A 20343-nucleotide genomic window follows, 5' to 3' on the forward strand; every position below is an offset into this window, starting at 1 on the left:
CTACCTTCGCGAATAACGGCCTACAGAGAACAGAGGAGAGAGCCCACGACTTCAGTCGTGGGAGGAAGTCAAAGAGGAAGAAGGCGAGTAATTCGGGGTCAAGCCCCGGAGCGGTTCACACGTTGTTGCGACACTCCGGCGATGGACAGCTGCCGTTGTGGAGATAGATCAGCAAGTCTGTCTCCGTCTGGCAATCCAGACACAGCGCCGTGGCATCAACCTCAATGCGCGGTGCAGGTCCATCAACATCGCCCTGTTGGATCAGCTGGGTCGTCGTGTCCCGGGACACCTTCGCCACGCGGCCGTGGAGGTTACGAAGGTCGTCAATCCGTTGGGACTTGGTCTGGACAGTCTCCGGGTACTCAATGTCACGAACCTCCCGCAGGTACGTGTACACTGTTTGGTAGGTGACCAGATCCGTTTTGACCGCACTCAAGTCGACATCGTGATCGCCAAACTCAGTCTCTGTGAGGGGCGCGTCACTTGCCGAGAGTTTTTCAGCGATTGATTCAACGACTTCACGATCGAGGATGACGCCTGCGTTCCGGAGAGCGGTATCTGTAACGCGGAAATTGACGTATTCCGCGAGTTCGCGAACCGATTTATCTGGACCGTCGCCGACCCAGTAGGTGACCAGCTCGTCTCCAACCTCTTCGAGGCCGTATTTCTGTGCAACACGTTCGATCTTCTGCTGTTGTGGTGTCTCGCTCATGGGTGTGTACGAGTGGGGCCACCGCGGCGCGCTCGCACACATACCCGTTGGGACCCGTCAGTACTGTCTGTGCGGCGCACAATCCCCTCAGAATAGTTTTACAAACGGGAGAGTGGCCGCTAGTGAGAGCGCTGTGGACCGCATTTGTGGTGCTTGATTGGTGGGCTCGTTTCGCCCACAAAAGACAATGAACAAACACGATCAGGCCGGTAACGGTCTTCAACAGTCGTACACACCCCCACTGCTTTCTCGGGCAGTGATCGCAGATACTGGCTTCGAACTGTCGGTTGAGCCACCAACTGGTCCAGCCCGCAAGCTCCGTCTCCGGCCACACACCGAGAATCAGAGCTGGTGGCTCATCGAACATACCCAGACGACAGGCGGCTGGCATGTCGCTGGTGTTGAACCGCTCGCTAACGCCGAATTCACCGCCCTCGCTACATCCAATGGCAGTACCAACAAGTAACATCGATTCCCGTGATCAGTCCCACCTCACATCGGATGCCGACATCCACCAACTGCTCTCGAGTTCTCGCCGCCGCCAGATGATCTGGTGTCTGGCGACTGCCAGCAGATGGGAGATGCCACTGCAGGATGTCGCATCACACGTCGTCGCCTACCAGCAACAAGAGCGGGCGGTCGAAGTGCCACGGAGTGATGCAACCGAGATGTACCACAGCCTCAAGCGGTACCATCTCGGCCCGCTCGTCGAGCTCGACGTGCTCACAGTGGATGAGGGCAGCGTGATCAGTCCCGGCCCACGCTTCTTCGACATCCTTCCGGTGCTCGTTCGCACCCAAGCGTGGGAATACAATCGAAAAATGGACTGACAACCTACTCTCGGCGACTGAGAAGCTACTGAGCGCAGAGGTGGATTACTCAGTAGCTTCTGCTAGGCGGTATCTGAACACTCCGGTGACGGACACCCGCCATGCTCAAGATAGTCCAGCAGGTCCGTCGTGGTATTACAGACTGGGCACAGTGCGGTGACATCGATGTTGAGGTTCGGTGCAGGGCCATCGACATCCTCCCGGGCAATGAGTTTCGACACCGTCTGTGCATCGACTGTTTCAGCGCGCCCCTGCAACTTCCGGAGGTCGGTGATCAGCTGGGATTTACTCCGGACAGATTCGGTGTACTCTTCGTTCCGGATGTCAGACAGGTAGTCGTGGACGGACTGATAGGTCACCAGACTCTCTCCGACTGTCTTTAGGTCAACGTCACGGTCCGTGAATGCCGATGCTGTGAGTGAGTTTGCATCATCAGCAAGCTGTTCAGCGATCGACTTGACGACATCACGGTCAAGCACGACCCCGGCTCCGCGAAGTGCAGCATCTGTGACTTCGACATTGAAGTCCGCTGCGAGCTCCCGGACCGACTTGTCCGACGGCTTCGAACCCCAGTTGTCGACCAGCTCGTCTCCAATTCCGACGAGCCCGTATTTTTGTGCAACGCGTTCGACTTTGTGTCGTGGTGTTTGGCTGCTCATGGATACGTGCAAGCGAGATTGGAAGCGGCGCGCTCGCACAGAGTTTCCTTGGGCCTATTGTACCCTATCTGTGCGGCGCACAATCCTGTCTGGAAAATATCATACGTGGACCGTCTCGGAGCCAAGCCTCGAGGCACTCGGCCTGTTCCGCCTATAGATTCGGTTCGGCGTCGGGGAGATATCTCCCGACTGGAGATTGCTCGTCCAAGCCGCTATTGCGACCCAGAATCGACTCTTCGTGATCTTGGTGAGGGCCACCCGAGCCACGGGGAGGTCCTCCTGTCGGTTCTGCCGAAGCGGACTTCTCGTTGAAACGGTGGAGGTGATACACAAGCTACCGGCGAGGAACAGCAACGACCTAGGAGTTCAACTCTTCAATCAGTAACTTCGAGTCCGGCGGCTCTGTTGGAATCCTCTTCTTCGGACAGATTCTCATCTGAAACAGCCGGTCGATGAGAGCTGCGTACTAGGCATCGAGAGAATAGAAAATCCGCCTAATCAAATTGCGCAATATACGCTGAGATGGTACCAATAGACAATCTACCACAAACGGCTATCTCGATATTGTGTGAGAGAAAGTGGACGTGCTTGCTCGGCGCGATCACCAAGGACGGAGATCGCTTTTTTTTCCTCGATTTACAGAGTACATTACCGCCGATCACGCGAGACATTTCATTTTAGCACTATGTGAAGAATTTGAAGAGGATTTGATCATTGTGCTCGATGGAGCACCGTATTTTCAGGCATCGGCCGTCACAGACCTCGCGGCCCGTGACGACCTCGCCTTTGTAACGCTCCCGTCATATTCGCCGGAGTTGAACCCGGTTGAGGAATGCTGGAGACAGCTCCAAGCAGCGCTCAGCAACCGCTTTTTCGACTCACTCGACGAGCTGACAACAGCAATCGACACTGCTCTTGATCAACTCTTCATCCCCAAGGTGAGTAATTATTTCTAACGTCTACTATATTCAGACGGGGATTTGGCCCACTTGTGCTCCACACCCGGCACGGGATCCCCCAGCCAGTCTAGCCAATTAGTGATCTGAGATTTAGGGAGAAATATGCGTCGATTCCACTCCCCTACGTCGTAGCCAGCCTCGTTGAGCAACGATATCGCACTTTCACGAAACTGGCCGTCAGTTGCTGAAAAAGTCATCTTACGTTGGTCGTTATTGTGCCCAGTGAAGGAGATCGCGCCATCACAGGCGTACCACGGTTGCGCCGCTCGACGTGTCAAAACCCAATCTGACGGGACCTCAGTCGCCCACGTCCAATACCGGTCAAGATCTGGGTGCGACATCGTTCGGAGCCGGTAGAGATCGTCTCCCTGCCGTTGGGTCACGGTAACGCCGCGAGAGAGCCAACCAAGCTGGTCGTGCATCCATTTGATAAGATGTTGATTGCGAGAGTTCACCTCGATCATCGCGGTCTTATGTCCATCAACAGATCCGTCACCAAGTAGTAAACCTCGTATAAACTCGTGGAGGTTCTCATCGATGCTTGGATATTCGCAACTCGCGCTGCGAGACCAATGCTTGGACAACGAGCGGCGTTCCGCACCACACTGCGAGCAGACCGTCAATGCTGGCGGGAGAAGGTGGTCTTGATTTGCCATACTAGTTAGTTAATTATCAGTCGTCCGACTGACTGTCGACGGGTTCCGTCCCGTGAGGCTCGCCCAACTGCTCTTGTTCCAGCCGTGCGTTTCGGTGGCGAGCGTGTCGACCGCTCTCGCGACGCTTCCGAACTCTTCGGTTCGACGCGCGATCTCTCGGAGGACCTGCTGCTCGCCAGCTCGGAACGCACTCGGCTTCTCGACGACGACGGGGTAGACGACCGACCACGAGAAATCGCAGTTGGCGCGTGCGGCGTCGTGGTGGAGTGAGACGACGATCGATTGCAGGATGCCGTGCTCATCGTCCGGTAGGTCCATGACGTTAAACTGCTCGTTCCAGAAGTGACCGGAGTGATCCGCGAGAACCATGATACCGTCGTCCTCGTGGACAATCTCTTGGGCATCGACGTCGATCGCGTCTTGGTAGAGATTCCAGTTGTTGACGATGTATCCGTTGATTTTGTCAAGCACGTCTCGGATCTCCTCGACGGTGTAGGCGTCTTCGTGGTCGGGATCGTCCTTCTGTGCTATCGCGGCTTCAATTTCGGCGTCGGTGACAGATTCGAACATGATCTATCTCTACCCACTTGCGTATATGCAAGACAGCCACTTAATGCCTTTGCATATATGCAACCAAGAGGGAAGAGAGGTGTGGTGGTAGACTGAACCGTCACGTACCGAAAAATTGGTTAGTTCCGCTGCTGTAATCTTTACAAAGCGGCGCTGTCACTTGATTTATCGCCGCCTCAGCCCTGCGATTAAACATTTCAATACAGCTTGAAAACCAGATACAGGTGGAAAAATTAACCAACAAAACTGCTATTGAGATGGTGATGTTGGTTAAGATCGCCCACTCTTGATAACACTGCAGGAAATCTCTGCTTAGTGTTCACAGCGAGCGAGGATGTCACCAACTAAGTGGTGTGAATGGGTTGAGATGACATATGACTCTCCGCACCGACGGGAGGGGCGCTTCCCTATCGTCGCTCGACTCGACATTTTCTCACGACGAAGTGTCGATGACGCTTACTCGATGCGGCCTCCTCGTCGATCGAGCAGAGACGCTTGCTCAGTTGTACGCCAAGCACCGGGACTGGACAGTCGTTGAGGAGAAATGGATCGACGAACGGGTCGACCAACGGAGTACGCGCGGCAGTTCGAAAGGGATCTATCGCGCTCTCAGTTCCCGGTTCAAGACGGTCGGCAGTGAACTCCCGTCGATCGTCCAACTCCCCTCTGTGCTTGACCAGTGTGAAACAGTGCGCGACAAAGCGCAGGTACTGTATTTCTACTTACTCGAAGATGACCCCCTCGTACAGTACGCCGCCCACCGGTACGTCGACCGGCTTCTGAAGTCTGGTGTCGACGGGCTGAATTTCGATCAGGAGACGATTGAGCGCCTCCTGAATGAGTTTCATTACGATGACGGGAGTGAGTTTAGCTATGCGGAATCAACAACACGGCGCTGGGGAGAAGGCCTCCGATCGGTGATGCGGGAGATCGATGTGCTCGATACACAACAGACCCTGCAAGGACAAATTCCCAACCTCGGACCGACGCCACTACTCGTGGCGTCAGGCTACTCGTGGGAAACCCACGGCGATGACTGGCTTTCTCAACCGACTGGCTGGCTCTACCTCTTCCAGCCGGACCAGTACTGGGACTCCTTAGCTGAACGAGTGAGCGACGACTCAAGCTGGGAAGCGAGCGGCATTCACGGTGAGCTGAAACTCCAGCCGATTGATGACACATACAGCTGGGCTGACCCGTGGGAGGGCGAGATATGACGGACGAAGACTGGTACGCCGCCGACGTCGGGAGTGATTTCGAGGAGTCAGTCCGTATCGACCGGGAAGATGACGGTCGTGATCATCGGCTGGAATCGATCGACACCTACCACGTGACCGAAGAATCTGAGGAGTTCCTGTCTGACTTCTTCTCGCGCCTGCTCGGCCGTTCCGAGGACATGCGATCGGGCGCGAACTACTGGCTCTACGGGTACTACGGGAGCGGGAAGAGTCACCTTCTCAGTGTGCTCCGCGGGCTGTTGGATAGTGACTGGCTGCGACAGCGCGACGATGTCTGGACGCAGCTCACGGACGGTCAGGAACTGGATACACTCGAGTCCACGTGGTCATCGATTCATGATGAATACGAGGTCATCCCGATCTCAGTGAACCTCCTGAAACATCAAGGTCAAAAGAAACTGAGCTTCAGCGAGATCGTCCTCCGCGGTGCTCACACATCGCAACGACTCACCGGTGTCGAGGGTGGGCTCTCGTCGCAACTCGACGTCGCCTTTTTCGAAGATTGGTACCGCACGACCGCCGCATGGAACGACCGGACTGCCAACACTCAAACCGCACTCCAGAGTACGCTTGCTTCTCCCGAGAAGTACGACTGGGAAGACGTTCAGCAGTACAACGCGCTTGCAGACGTTGTTCTCCCGACTCTCTTCGAGCAAGAGACCGGCACGGTAGACGGGTTAGACGACTTGATGCCGTCCGATCTCGATCCACAGGCCATGGTTGGACGCCTCGAACAACTGCGCAGCGATCGCGAAGAAGAACTCGGACGCCCGGTCAAACTCGTACTACTGCTCGACGAGGTCAGTCTCTTCATCGGGACGGACTTCGATCGGCTCACCGAGTTACAGACCCTTGCAGAGAGCGTCGACGAGACTGGTGACGGTGATATCCAATTGGTGGCAACCGCTCAGGCAAAAATCGAAGACGTCCAACCACAGTTCGCAGCTCGTGGGGCTGATTTCAGTATCGTCAAGGATCGCTTCCCCCACCGATTTGGCCTTCCAAGCCGCCACGTTGGGGAGATATCGACACAGCGCCTCCTGAAAAAGTCTGACTCCGGAAGAGAAGAGACGGAACACGTCCTCAACCGAACCAGTAACGAGCCCGAGACATTACTCGTATACTCCGGTATTGAACAGAACACCGACCCACCGCTCGACAACATCGACCGCGAGCGGCTCATCGAGTTCTACCCGTTCTTGCCGTACCAGCCACCGCTGTTTCTCGAAATTCTCTCGAATCTCCGGCAGGAAGCCCACGATCCGGCGAAGTCGATTTTCTCGGGAACCGCACGGGCGATTCTGGCTCTTGTTCACGGTCTTCTCGAAGAGTGGATGACGGCTGGTAACGAAGATCACGTCATTTCGCTGGTTGACTTCTACGACCTCATCGAACCGGAACTCGATGACATCACGCCACAGGACGTGGGGGTCATCGAGGAGATCGAAGAACAGTACGAGGCAGGTGAACTGGAGAAGATCGACGTAGATGTCGCGAAGGCCGTGTTACTCCTCCAGCACATTCCGGATACGATTCCGATGTCTGAGCGGAATCTCGCAGTCGCCGTGTTGAGTGACCTCGACGGTCCGACGCAGTTCCAGATGGAGAACCGCGTTGAGGACTCGCTCCAACGGCTTCGAAAGTTCATCCGGCCGACGCACGACGAAACCGGGCCGAAGTACGCGTTCACTCATCCGGAGGAGCGTGAGATCATCGAAGCCTCCGAGAAAAACCTCGACAACCCGGACTGGCAGTCCATCATCGAAGCCGTGGACGGGTATCTCTGGGAGGACATCGTGCGTGACCTCTCACTTCCGACATCGGCTGAGTACCCGGATACCGGTGAGCAGTATCCGGTTCGCTACGAATTCAGTATCGACGGGAGCGAACTCGACACGACCGTCGACGCTGAGGACGCCCTCGATGTCGAGATCGCCGTCGAAGGGATTTCTCCCGCCGCAGCAGACATCAGCTACGACGGCGACCCGCTTGAGTGGACGATCGGACAGGATGGACTCGACGATCTCCGTGACAGTCTCATCAAGTGGTGGTCGCTCAGAGATGCCGTCGGAGACCACACACTCCCACAGTCCGTCGAGCGTGACCTCTCCGACCGCGCAGCTCGTGTTCAGAGCAAACTCGTCGAGGCGCTCAAGAGTGGGACGTTCGACGTCAAAGATCGCGGCGATCAGATCGGTGGCATGGTTTCGGGAGTCGAGGAGTATCTCGACGTCAACTACCCCGACGACTTCCATCCCGTAATGTTGCAGGTTGGCGACGAGCACTTACAAGAACTCCGGGGACTCTCTGCACAAGACCCGCTCCCTACGTGGGCCCAGCAGATCGATGTCGCGACAGAAGACCCTGAAACGCACGAGGGATCGATCCAGAATAACGTGCGCGCCTTCACCGGCCGACAGTTGAAGCAACGCGGCGGGAATCTCGCGATGGCAACGATTCTCGACGGCATCGTGAAGAAGAAGCCAATGTACGAGGACGCTCGCCCCGCGCTGTGTGCGATCATCTGGGGCCTCTGCCGGAAGGGGGACTTTCTGCCGATCGACGAAACGGGCGACTCCCTCGAACTCGACGCCGTCATCGACCTCAACAAATTGACGACGACGCGTCTCAAGATCGCGGGGAATGGCGATGTACGAGGCATTCTTCGCGAGGGGGGATTCGTCGACTCGACGGAGACCATTCCGGACGGAATCGTTAGACTCCAGTCCGCGAACGACACGCTCGCGGGTCGACTCGGGAGTCTCGTAGAAGACGTCAGACTGGTCGCCGAGAGTGACATCCAAACGCGCGCCATTCGTAACCTCTTCGAATCGTTCGTGGAAGCGCTCGAAGCCGAGAAGCAGAGCGCAACCGACCGACGAGAGGCCGTCAAATCACGTGACACTGACTGGGAAGACGTCGTCGAAGCTACCAACGACGCTCAGGAGTGGTACGACGACGCCAAGGAAGTGTGGAGCTTGCGTCTCCCGGCACTCACACGAATCGACTCGCAGTTGACTCTCGCCCAGCAGTCGTACGACTGGCTGACCGAAGAGTGCGAAACGGCCAGCCAGACGCTTCGCGAGAGCATCGACAGCTACGAAGGAGAATGGTGGACACACGATGGCTGGGATCGGTTCAACGACGCTCAAACTACCTCACCCGCCCTCGACGAGGCGATCGAGACCGCGTGGGGCTCGTTCCGAGCGGAAACCGAGGTCGATGCGTTCGTCGACGAGTTACAGGAGCATCCGTGGATCCAGCCCGCAAGCGAGTTTGGGTCGAACGTTCGGCCGGCCTTCGAGAGCAAATACATCACACCACTCCGTCGCGCCGCATCGTGGTACGAGGATGTCTCAGACGTGGTCTCGACGGTGACCGGTGGAACGACCAATACTGAGGCTGACGACTTCATTCGAGCGACAAACACACTGCTCGACACCGAACCCCTCGCCGTCGTTGCTGGTAGCGACATCGACGAATTACGAGATACGTTCGAGGAGCTACAGACACTCGTTGGAGATCAGTCTCCTACAGAGATCACGGCGATTGGGGTTCTCCCGTCGGATCGCGAATCGCTGGACTCGGAACTCGAACGGCTAGTCGAACGCCACGACCTCAGTATCGAGCGGACTGAATCGGGGGTGATCATCCGATGACGACCAAACGTCCCTTCCACGACTTCACAGAGCGTCTCGCACAGTTCGCCGACGGACGGCGCGGTATCCGAAATCCGTTCGTGATCGTCCCCGTCCAGCCGAAGTACGAGCGACGGGTCGCCGAACGGCTCACCGAGTGGGCGACGAACCCGCATCGTTCCGAGGAGTTCCCAGATGACGGAACCGTTCAACCCCTCCGGCTGGACGAGCTGTTTGTCGAAACCGACGTCTTCGAACTCGCGGTCGACCTCGGCGAGAACAGCCAGCCAGCGACCATCACCGAAACGATGCAAGACCGATTAGCGGAGGAACTTGTTGCGGTGATGGTCGAGAACATCGACGCGCCAGCCCAGCAGCGACACGTCGTTCTCCTCACGCACCTCGGCAGCCTCTATCCGTTCACGCGTGCGTCAGAACTGCTCGACGAACTCGATCGCCGTAACGTCCAGTCGACGATCGGTATTCCGTTCCCCGGAGACATCGTCGGCGGCAAACTGAGCTTCTTCGGTGAGGAATCGCGCAACTACTACCCGGCCCACCAGATCGACGGCCGGGTTGAGGGGGTGCATCTCCAATGACTAACACACGCATTCACGACATCTTCCAGCAGTCTCCGACTCGCGAACTAGAGGAAGTCCAGAAGGTCAACGCCAGAGCGCAAGCCAAAAACGACGTTCGCGAGTTCTACGAGACCGACAGCGCTCGCGACGTGCTCACCACGCTCGGGAATCTTGTCGATAAGTATCCACACGAGGAACCGCGCTTCCTCTACATCTCCGCGACGTTCGGATCAGGGAAGACGCACCTTCTGAAGCTCATCGGGTTCGCTGCAGACACCGAATCGGAGTTTGCCGATCTTGGCGAAGAGCTGGCGAACAGATGGCCGGGCTTCCAGTCCTTCCGAGAGAGCGTCGCTAACTCTCACGTTGACCGATTGAAGCCCGTCTTCTTGAACCTGCTCAACCGGGACGCGTCACAAGAGCCGCCACTCCCCTACCTCATTTACGAGGCAATCGGCCGCGAACTCGGGTATCCCACTGACCCGAATTGGCTGCTCGAGTGGGCATGGCAGCTCGACATGAACCACGGTGACTGCTGGGAGCAGCTACAGGAAATCGAACACGAGGGACAGACGTTCGAAGATGTGTACGACGAGCGAGCGTCGCTGCGGAGCTGGCTCTACGACGCCGTTCCGACACTCGATGACTCACCGTTCGAATCTCGGGAGGAGGTCAAGCAGTCGATCGACGACGCCATTGAGGAGGTCGACCCCGACGAGTTCGACCCGGACGAACTTGTCAACCGTGTCGAAGCAGCGCAAGAGTCGCTGAGTACGCCTGAGACCGAGACGGAATTGCTGATCGGGCTCGACGAGGTGGCGCTGTTCATTGGCGATGGCCGGCATCGCTACAGAGAGTTCCAAGAGACGATGGAAGCGCTGACGGAGTTGGGTGTCGGGCCCAACCCGCCAGTCATCGGGACTGGACAGTATCCGATCGAGCGCATCCACGGCGAGTTCGACGATACCGCAGTCACGGAGCGGCCGTGGTACGGCGCTCAAGAACCGCTCGAGGGTGCTGACACCGAGATCATCGTCCGGAAGCGGTGGCTACAGAAGGAGACCGAGGGTGGAAAGGTCGTCGAATCCGCGCTCCGGGAAATGCCCGACCTGACGCTCGATGCATACACCGATATTGCCGGGGCCGACCCGGATGCCGTTGAGTCGTATCCCTTCCGCGAGTACGATCTCGGGTTGCTCCGGACGGTGATTCAGCAACTGATGCCACGGGGACGCGTGACCGAAGAGGAGTACGTACAGGGTCGGGCGTTGCTCATCCTCGTCCGCTCGCTATTCACGCGGTTCGAGTGGGGAGACAAGCAGGTCGGAGCACTCGTCACGTGGGACGAGTTGTACGACCTGCTGGTGGAAGAGACGACGTACATTCCGCTATGGGTGCAGGAGATGGTCGAGAACAAACTCATCCCCTCGGCTGGCGGCGATGAAAGTGCGTTCTCTGTCCGCCTTGCGAAGGCACTTTACCTGCTGAATCAGATTCGATCTGAGGTGCCATCCACACCGGCGAACCTCGCCCGACTGATGATCAAGTCGACTGACGAGTCGTTCGGATCCGTTCGAGATGATGTCGAATCGGCGCTCTCCGATCTCTTTGATGATCGGAAGGTGCTGACGGAGACGAACGACCGCGGCGAGGAAGAGTACCTGCTGGTCTCTGAAGAACAGGAAGACATTCTGACGCGAGCAAAGACTCGCGCACAGCAGATCCCGTCACATCGGCTTTCGGCCAAATTAGAGAACACTCTTCGGGAAGGGAGCAGCCTCCTCCTCTCTGAGGGCAGTCGACACGAGGTTGACCTCGAAGGGGAGCGCAAAGTCCCACTCCGGTTTGGCTACTCAGTCCTTGATCCGGTTGAGCAAGCACCGACGCCAGAGTTTGATGCTGTCCGTGTACGACTGCTTGCTGGTGACGACGAGGTAAGCGATCAGGTTGGGGCATGGCAATCGACGAACGAAGGGCGGGATGGAGGGGAGCATGTTCTTGTCGCCGTCGATCTACAGGAATCGACGATCGACCGCCTCCGAGACGTAATTGGGATGCAGGAAGTCCTCTCAGAGGAGACGGAAACGTATTCTGAGTTAGAGTCTGACCACCGTGATGAACAGCAGGCGCTCGAGTCAACGATTCGCGAGCAACTGGCGGACGCAGACATCTATGTCCGAACCGGTGGGACGAAAGGCAGGTACGAAGATGTGTTCGAACAGGTTGTCGAACAACAAGTCCAGTCCGTGTTCGCTGGGACGCGCTTTGTCCTGACCAACGGAATCACGGAAGTGCCGGATGCCAAGCAGATGGCGCGGTTCTTCCGCGGCGTTGATGACTGGCCACTCTCGAGTAAAGACGCTGTTACGCTCGGTGTGGATACCGACCGCGCAGAACTCGTTGATGGGTGGTGTCACGAATTCCTTAAGAAGCACAATGACACCACGCTTCGTGCTGAAGACTTGCTTGTCCAGACTGTCCAGCGCGGCGGTATGTATCGCGGGTCACCACGAGAGTCCATCTCGGCTCTGTTGATCACACTCGAAGCAGCCAACGAAATCGCCCTCAGTCGAGATGGCAAACGAATTGAAGATCCGGGTGAGATTGGCCGGGCGGTCAGGAACAAGACGAGCCTGACTGACGTACAAATCCGGTTTGATCCAATAGAAACCGGTGACCCAGAGCAAATCCGAGACACCGTCGAGACACTAATCAATGAAGAATCGAATGGAGCTTCCCCAGATGAATGGCTTTCGGAGCTGGCTGATTGGATAGATGATAATAGTGTTTTGATAAAACGTGTCCTTCGGGGCGTTAGCAGAGAGTTCGGTGACAGTGCCTCGCTAGAGAAACTCGAGACGGCTCTCCAGCCCGCACTAGATGGCGAGTCTCTTCAAAAAGATGAATTTGTGTTCGATGAGATCGAACAGCAAACCGAGCGTTTCGACAGGGCAAGAGATCTATTCCAATCGAGCGAAGACAGCGAATCGCTCTGGGAACGTTTCAGCCAGCAGACGATAGAGATGCAGCGGCTCTACTCTGGAGCGGGCATTACGGGAGAAATGCAAGCGATCGTTGGCGGTAGTGACGTGCCCGAGGCCGATCAGCTTCGAGCAATAATCAACAAGGCCGACACCCATAGACGAACCGTCGTCGTCGAGCAGTACAAACGCATCACGGGAGAGTCGCCGCCGGAGGAGGAGCCCGAGAGCGTCGTTTCCAGTCTCACAACGTGGCTTTTCGCTCACGATGTGAGCAGCAAGGAAACTGCCGACCGCGTCGCCGTCGAATTCGACGGTGTCACCATCAACGACCTTTACCGACTCTTCGAGACTGCGTGGAATGGCGGTTCGCTCTTGGAGGAAGATCTCGTCGACCCGACTATCATCCAGCAAGCCAAGCGGTACGAGCGCGCACGGCAGCTTCTCGAAGCGGCCGACGGTGAGGCATCGCTGTGGTCACAGCTTCGGGAAGCATCGGAACGACTGGAGGAAGAGTATCCGAACCATCCGGTCACAACCGATGTGAGCAAGATGCTTAGCCGGTCGCAGCCGCCGAGTATCGAGGAGGTGGAACAGCTCCTCGGCGAAGCAGAGAATCCCTTTGAGGTTGATGAGCGACTTGAGGAACTCGCTAGTGAACTACAGTCTGAGTATCCCGACCACGAGATCACCCAAGAGGTCGTTAATTCGGTAGAGGGAACCAGCCCGCCGGGTGAGGAACGCGTGGGTGAATTGATCGAAGATGCCGAGCAGTTGCTTGAAGGTGTTGACGAGCAGCTACGGCGTATTCGGGAGGCCATGGATGAACTACCGGATGGCTCTGTGATGGTGATTGAGTCGCTCAACTGACGGAATCACTTCACGACGCCTTCCGCATCCACGAGGGGAGAACTGTCGAGGAGACGCTCGAGTGACGGCAGGTACGTGACTGGATTCGAGATGCTGGAATGGCTGAGCCGATACGGCTGAACGGACGTTATCCGATGGAATGGTCTGGTTTCAATTGCATGGCCGACGTCACGGTTTCCAACAACCAGTAGTTCCGGTATCTGACTCTTCGCGTTGATGCGGTAGACTCGAGCCTAGACCAGTGAACTAAAATCTGAGAGCCGGGAGGTGTATTTATTCGTCCCGTACTGGGGTTCTATGTGTTAGTGGTAGATAATATCGCACATGAGCGAGACAGAGTCTCGAGAAGAACCCGAGCACGCCCCGGTTTCTGAAGAGGAATTCAAACAGCACCTTTCACACCTGTTTGAGGCGATGGTGGCAATCTCACCAACTCGGAACTATGTGAGCCAGATGGTTCATTTGTTACCCGAAGAGCGCCGACAAATGCGTTACGCGTATCCTGAACTCTTCGAGCGAATGGAAACCCAAGAGTTCCTCACAGATGGTTTTGGACTGGAGATTAGTGAGGAGGAGGTGTCAACTAAGCACCGAGGCCCGAGTAGCGACCTGTCTTCTTTGATCAACGACATTATGGAGTTCTTCGATGATGAAGAAAGGCGGCGGCTTCTAAGTGAATACCTTGATCAAGAGATTCCGAATCCCCGCCGTGAATGGATCGACCACAAATTAAAAATGGCCGTTAGCGAGCCAAATTATGGTGAAGAAATAAGGTCGATCTTTAACGTGATGCGGAAGTACGGCGACCAGCAGAATGGCTACCGGCTCAACACGGAGCGTATCGAGGAACTCACCGATGTTGAGGATGGTCGAATACGGGAGATCAAGCGATTCTTAGTATCCGAACTGGATATCTTACGGGATAGCAACGGCGAGTTTCGGTTTGAGAGTGTGATAATGGAATATCCGGGTGTGGTGGACTCGAACCTTCCCAGCGATGACTAAGAAATCGGCGAAACGAACGAAGCATACTGAAAAGAGAAAGGAAGAAATTCAGCGCGATGATGTAGCAGAGCCAATTCCCGAGCCAAGCTATTCGGTGGGGTTCAAGAAGATCACTGCAGAAGCGATCGATAATGCGCAGAAACCCCAGCGCTTTCCATTCGGAATTCAGCCACACATCATCACATCAGAACCCCTCCCGGTAGTTCGGCACAAGCCGGGACTATGCGAGACTCTGAGGATCACCCCCGTTACGATTGAGACCGGCAGGAGTTTTCCCGAAAAAACTCACCCTGAGATTGACCCTGTCGTGCCACGTCTACGAATCTGGGAGTCAACGCGGATTCAACCAGTCACGCCCCTTCACAGCACCCTCGAAAGCGTAGAGGTCGGCCTCCCTCCTCGAAACCTCATGCAAGTCGAGCCTATCGAAGATGATCCCGAGATAACGCAGACCGAGGTAGATACAGCGATCAAGAGTGTATCGGAAACTGAAGAGAAACAAAAGGATAGTAGGGAGAAAATCAACACGCCTGTAGAGGATTCCGATGGGGGTGCTGGAAATGCTGGCTTGCGAACTCCACCGGATCTCTATGACCTTCTTTTCGAAATGCCAGAGGGCTCTATCGGCATGGATGAACCGGTCTGCATCGTGGCGGGGACGAGAAAGAGCGAGCGATATAAGCAAACACTGGAAACACTCTGCCGAGAGCAGTTTCGGCAAATCGTAGGTGGACGTCCACTCGCGGATCTGTTCACTCCCGGAGAGGCGGAATCAGTTGAAGCCACTCGGGTTCAGAATCGAATTTCGTCACTAGACGACTCGGACAGTGAATACTTTGGGTTCGTCAGTAGGGTTAAAAAAGAGGACGGAATTACACGAGAATTAATTGAAGAGAAGGGTGACGCTGATCTAACGCGTCTCCACTTTCGCATTGACGAGTTCTTCACACAGACTCTTGGCTATCTTTTGCTCTTTATCGATGAACGATTTGCTGGTGCTCTGTATGAGCACTTGTGTTCGACAAAAGATATTCGCGAATCGATCAATATTCGACCGCTCGGGGCACGCGACCTTCCTGACGATGCTAAGCGAGAACTCGTTCGGCTAGCGTGGGGTGAGGTCTATCTTGAGACCGATCAGCGTGATCTCGATACGCTATTCCACGCAGGTGAAGAAAAATTCAAACAGGAAATTGAGCCAGATCACGGTGTAATTGAAGAGATTACCAGTCACAATCAGGGAGAAGAATCACACCTCCATTATTTGTTGAAGTGCTTCGTCGTCGATTTTCTCCTCAGGCAGGAGAATCTGGATCCAGCGGGAGATCACCCTTGGGAGGATATGCGTGAGCGAGTCCAGACAGAAACTGAGCCTTGGGCCCACTCTGAGATTCGACCGGACGTTTACAATTCAAAGACAAAAGAGGTCTATGAAATCGAGACACTATTTGGTTCCGACCATCGGACCATAAACCGGACAGTAGAGAAGTATGAGGGAGTGAACGTCAAACGGATCAATATTGTCATTCCGAATCTGACCTGTCTTCGCAATTTAAAAACGATCAACAGGAAGACCAACGAGAAGTTCGGAAATATGTTCCAGAACGAAGTCGAGTTCTGGACGATAGATGTCAACCACCGAGAGCTGTTCCCGGTTCAACAGCTAGTGCGTAGACTCGTTAATTTGAACGAACGTGCCGACGACCTGACCTGAGAGTCTCATACCTCAAGATCGACCTGTTTCGAAATGACTGGTTTTGCGGGAAGGTTCTCTATGTGCGCAAGCAGGGTGGCCGATATGGACAATCTTCAAGACATCTTGCTGACTCTGCTTGTAACATCACGGATTCTCGTATGGACGGACAATCTACTCAACCCCGCAAAGCCCAGCTCGACAAGGAAGAGCGCGAGCATCTCGAGGATGTCGTCACCGAGATGCGCGACCGCGTCGAGGCGAACGTGCGCTACCAGCTCGAGGACGAGTACAATCTCGACGAGAAGCCGGACGACGACGCGTCCCTGAGCGAGGAGCAGGAAGACCTCGTTGAAGCCATCGAACTCGAAGCCGCCGATGGCCACAATTGGGACGAAGCCCACAAGCAGTACATCACTGGCGTCGGCTACACGATCGTCAATCGGCTGGCTGCGCTTCGCTGTATGGAGGTTCGGGACTTTATCGACGACGAGGTCACGGCCTTCCGCGATGACGGCCTCACACCGGCCGCAGACCGACTGGTCACCGAGGAGTTCATGCTTGAGGAGGAGGCTGTCCTCGAAGCCTACCGGAACGCATGCGACGACCTCGCCGAGGAGATCGAGATTCTCTTCGACCGCTCGACCGTCTACAGCCTGATCGATCCCGACGACGACACGTTCGAAGACCTCTGCGGGATGCTCGACAAGGTCTCCGACGAGGTCTGGCGAGGAGACGACGTGCTGGGGTGGGTGTACGAGTACTACAACCGTCCCGTTGTCGAAGCGCTCGACGCAAAGAACACACTCGAACCGGAGGACGTGGGCCCGGCGAATCAGTTCTACACGCCCCATTGGGTTGTCCGGATGCTCACCGACAACTCTCTCGGGAAGCTCTATCTCGAAGCCAAAGGACAGGAGTCGACGGTACCAGAGCCGGAGGCACTCAATCCCGAAGAGCGTAAGGAACGCCTAGTTACGCCGGAGGACAGTCCAACCGTTCCCGAACTCTGTACGTACCTTATCCCGGACGAGGAAGCCGGTGACGCCCCCGAGTTTGATCATCCCTCGGAATTGCGAGTCATCGACCCCGCTTGCGGGAGCGGCCATTTCCTCTTGTACGCGTTCGATGTGTTGGAACGAATTTGGTGGGAAGAAGAGGACGATCTCGACCGAGCGGAGATCCCCGCAAAAATCCTCAAACACAACCTCTACGGCGTCGACATCGACCTGCGATCGTGTCAGCTCTCGGCGTTCAATCTGTATCTGAAGGCCCGGACGCGTGCCGAAGAGGAAGACGGCCAGTTCGATATGCCCAACGTCGACATCGTCTGTGCGGACGCCCGCGTGGCGGAGGTCGAGGAAGGTGCAGAAGTGCTGGACGAGATCACTGGAGAGGGGACTGATCTGCGCGAGGCGCTGAGCGAGATCATCGATACGTTTCAGCACACGGAGGCACTCGGAAGCCTGCTCGATGTGAGTGGGACACTTGAGGACGTATTCGACTCTAGTAAGACACAGTCCGAACTCACTGACTACAACGAAGGGGCTCATCAGTCGTTGAACTCCTTCTTGAAGGCTCTCCGGCGGGCCGTCGAAGAACGGACGAGCGATTCGTTCGGAGAACAGAACCTCAAGAGCTTCCTGAATCTACTAGTTGTACTGACCCAAGAGTACGATGTTTCGCTGATGAATCCGCCTTACGGGTCACGTGGCCGGATGCCGAAGGAGGTTCGAAAATACTCTAACGATCATTACGATTACCTTCAAGAATACTATATCAACTTCTTCGAAGTATGTGACCGTCTTGTAGAGTCTAACGGACGGATAGGGATGCTCGTTCCGTGGTCGTTCCTATTCAACCAGACATTCGAGTCGTTCCGATCAGACTTTGTGGGACAGCGAGGCTCATTTGATTTCCTTTCCGAGTTCGGATATGGCATTCTCGACAATGCGACCGTGGGGACGGTCGGAACTGTCGTTCGTAGTGGAAATCGAAAAAGTACGTCAGGAACGTTCATCAGGCTCCACGATTGCGAGAAGGGAGAGAAAGAATCGACGTATCTGAACACTGCGTTCGGGAATGCACAGGATAACGTGGATCGTTACTTCGAAGTTTCTCTTGACGAGTTCGATCGGATTCCGGGAACCCCGATCTGCTACTCCCTTCCATCCGAGGTACGCGATCTTCATGATACCGATTTGAAAATAGACCCAGAAGTCCCCGGTATTTCGGGTGAAGGGATTGGTGATGTAAAACAGGGACTTGCGACGGCAGACAACGATAGATTCCTCCGAAAACAGTGGGAGGTAATGGGTGATGACTTCCGACCATTCACTAATGCAGGAGGTGACGTCTGGGTATTGCCAGAGGTAGATGAAGTAATAAATTGGGCCGGGAATGGTGCTGAGGTGGATCGTGCTCCAAACTCAGTCCTTCGCAATATGGATTACCAGACCCGGGAGGGATTGACTTGGGCTTACATCAAACGAACTGGTCGCCGCTTCGGATATTACCCACCCGGTGGTCTATTCGGACACGCGAGTAATATGCTATTCGCGGATAATGTTGACTCTTGGCTACTTCTTGGGGCGCTAAATTCCGACATCTTCCATAGTTTAATCCTATGTCTTACCCCCGAACGGAAGTGGGAGTCCGGATATATCGGGATGCTACCGTGGTTCCGGGAGCTTGAAAATCAAGATGAACTCCGTGAAAACGCAAAGGAGCAATATGAACTCTTCATAAAGCAGAATGTCCACAATATTGGGAGCCCCTATTACATCGGCCCAGAACTTCTCCCAGAGGATGTCGCTTCAGGCTTCTTCTATGGACATCCGCATACAGAGAAGACATCTGTTGAGCCAGAGCTACTCTTTGAAGCTGGAGATGTAGATCAATCTCTTGTAGAAAGCGCACGACAGGCGGAGAAGCGTCGTCGCCGAAATCAAATGCAGATCGAATCTCTCGCTCAAAGTACTGATAAAGCTATCACCGATACACTAGACATCAGCGAGTCGGCTCTCGAGAAGGTTCGACAGGAAATATTCCTTAGAACCGTCGAGACGCCTGATGACAGACAGGTACCAGACCCCAATGCCGTGACTGGGACACCAGACGATTTCGAGAAGATGGTCAAAGATCTAGTCCACCATCTTGTTCTCGATATTGTCGATAAATCCGACGACGGGGTCATTCCCCTCTCTAACATCGGCGGCGAAATTGACCTACTTGCCCATCTTGAGGCGGAGTTCGAGCGTGTCTGGGACGATTATGCAACTAACCGCCTAGCGGAAGCCGACGAGGTACTTGGAAATCGAAGCGCAAGCGATGAGGCGTACCCGAACCTTCGAGCGTGGCTCGAAGACGACCTGTTCGAGTACCACGTCTCGAAGTTCGACCGAACGCCAATCCTCTGGCGGTTATCGACCGAACGGCTCGTCTCTGACGTCAAGAGCGAGGGCTTCGGCTGTCTCGTCGACTACCATCAGTTAGACGCGAGCATCTTCGACCGCCTACAGAACCAATACCTCGAGCCACGACGGGCGCACCTCCGTGAACGACAAGCGGCCGCAAACAGCCGTCGTAACGATGAATCGCTTTCTACCTCGGAGCGCGCCGACGCCGCAGAGGAGTACGAACGGTGCGAGAGCGGCCTTGAACAGCTCAGCGTGTTTGAAGAACAGCTTGGCGAACTTGCCGAATCCAAGCCTCGCGAGTGGCCCGAAAAAAATCAGGAGCGCGCCGTTGAGGCGGCCGAACGCGTCGCGGATTTCCGGGAGCAGACAGCGTCGCGGCTGGACACTCTCGAGACACTTGCCGATCTGGAGGACGTGGATATGGAAGACCTGTTCAGCCCCTCGTTTTACGAGACTGTACAGAAGAACAAGGACGAGTGGATCGACGCGCTTGACGACCTACAGACCGCCTTCGAGGCCTATGCCGGGGATG

General features: G+C 55.6%; 11 protein-coding genes and 1 pseudogene. 9 read left to right on the forward strand and 3 right to left on the reverse strand.

The genetic code is table 11. The annotated features are described in order from the left end of the window. Window positions 1-115 precede the first annotated feature (115 nt). Entirely contained in the window at window positions 116-712 is a 597-nt protein-coding gene (rdfA, locus tag DJ69_RS13005) for a rod-determining factor RdfA (protein WP_099255990.1), read from the reverse strand. A gap of 446 nt (window positions 713-1158) precedes the next feature. On the opposite strand from rdfA (DJ69_RS13005), the gene DJ69_RS19290 reads away from it, so the two are divergent. Next, the gene (locus tag DJ69_RS19290) at window positions 1159-1542 is read left to right on the forward strand and encodes a DUF7344 domain-containing protein (protein ID WP_099255991.1); all 384 of its coding nucleotides are present in this window, start codon (window positions 1159-1161) and stop codon (window positions 1540-1542) included. A gap of 62 nt (window positions 1543-1604) precedes the next feature. On the opposite strand, the gene rdfA (DJ69_RS13015) is transcribed toward DJ69_RS19290, so the two are convergent. Continuing rightward, window positions 1605-2201: a rod-determining factor RdfA gene (gene rdfA, locus DJ69_RS13015; RefSeq protein WP_099255992.1), complete on the reverse strand. Its 597-nt coding sequence runs from the start codon at window positions 2199-2201 to the stop codon at window positions 1605-1607. A 573-nt stretch (window positions 2202-2774) separates the two neighbouring features. Between rdfA (DJ69_RS13015) and DJ69_RS13020 the strand changes: the two are divergent. Next, window positions 2775-3157 (forward strand): annotated as a pseudogene (locus tag DJ69_RS13020) (IS630 family transposase); the annotation flags it as partial. Between the two features lie 668 nt (window positions 3158-3825). On the opposite strand, the gene DJ69_RS13025 reads toward DJ69_RS13020, so the two are convergent. After that, the gene (locus DJ69_RS13025; protein ID WP_099255993.1) at window positions 3826-4386 is read right to left on the reverse strand and encodes a hypothetical protein; all 561 of its coding nucleotides are present in this window, start codon (window positions 4384-4386) and stop codon (window positions 3826-3828) included. Between the two features lie 374 nt (window positions 4387-4760). Between DJ69_RS13025 and DJ69_RS13030 the strand changes: the two genes are divergently transcribed. From DJ69_RS13030 to pglX, 7 genes are all read left to right on the forward strand, one after another. Further along, window positions 4761-5603: a BrxA family protein gene (locus DJ69_RS13030; RefSeq protein WP_099255994.1), complete on the forward strand. Its 843-nt coding sequence runs from the start codon at window positions 4761-4763 to the stop codon at window positions 5601-5603. Next, window positions 5600-9283, forward strand: coding sequence for a hypothetical protein (locus DJ69_RS13035; RefSeq protein ID WP_099256009.1), 3684 nt, complete (start codon window positions 5600-5602; stop codon window positions 9281-9283). Before DJ69_RS13030 ends, DJ69_RS13035 begins: the two co-directional genes overlap by 4 nt. Further along, a complete protein-coding gene (locus DJ69_RS13040; RefSeq protein WP_099255995.1) occupies window positions 9280-9861 on the forward strand; it encodes a BREX protein BrxB domain-containing protein in 582 nt (193 codons plus the stop codon). The genes DJ69_RS13035 and DJ69_RS13040 overlap by 4 nt, the downstream gene beginning before the upstream one ends. Beyond that, window positions 9858-13694 (forward strand): hypothetical protein, encoded by a 3837-nt coding sequence (locus DJ69_RS13045; protein WP_099255996.1) that lies wholly within the window; start codon window positions 9858-9860, stop codon window positions 13692-13694. Before DJ69_RS13040 ends, DJ69_RS13045 begins: the two co-directional genes overlap by 4 nt. Before the next feature lie 324 nt (window positions 13695-14018). Then, window positions 14019-14699 (forward strand): hypothetical protein, encoded by a 681-nt coding sequence (locus DJ69_RS13050; RefSeq protein ID WP_099255997.1) that lies wholly within the window; start codon window positions 14019-14021, stop codon window positions 14697-14699. Further along, window positions 14692-16413 (forward strand): hypothetical protein, encoded by a 1722-nt coding sequence (locus DJ69_RS17970; RefSeq protein ID WP_144050446.1) that lies wholly within the window; start codon window positions 14692-14694, stop codon window positions 16411-16413. Before DJ69_RS13050 ends, DJ69_RS17970 begins: the two co-directional genes overlap by 8 nt. Window positions 16414-16553: 140 nt before the next feature. Next, the coding region (pglX, locus tag DJ69_RS13060) for a BREX-5 system adenine-specific DNA-methyltransferase PglX (protein WP_099255999.1) at window positions 16554-20343 on the forward strand (3790 nt) is incomplete at its 3' end.

Origin of the sequence: Halorubrum persicum (genome assembly GCF_002727125.1) — an archaeon.
In the GTDB taxonomy this organism is placed as follows: Archaea; Halobacteriota; Halobacteria; order Halobacteriales; family Haloferacaceae; genus Halorubrum; species Halorubrum persicum.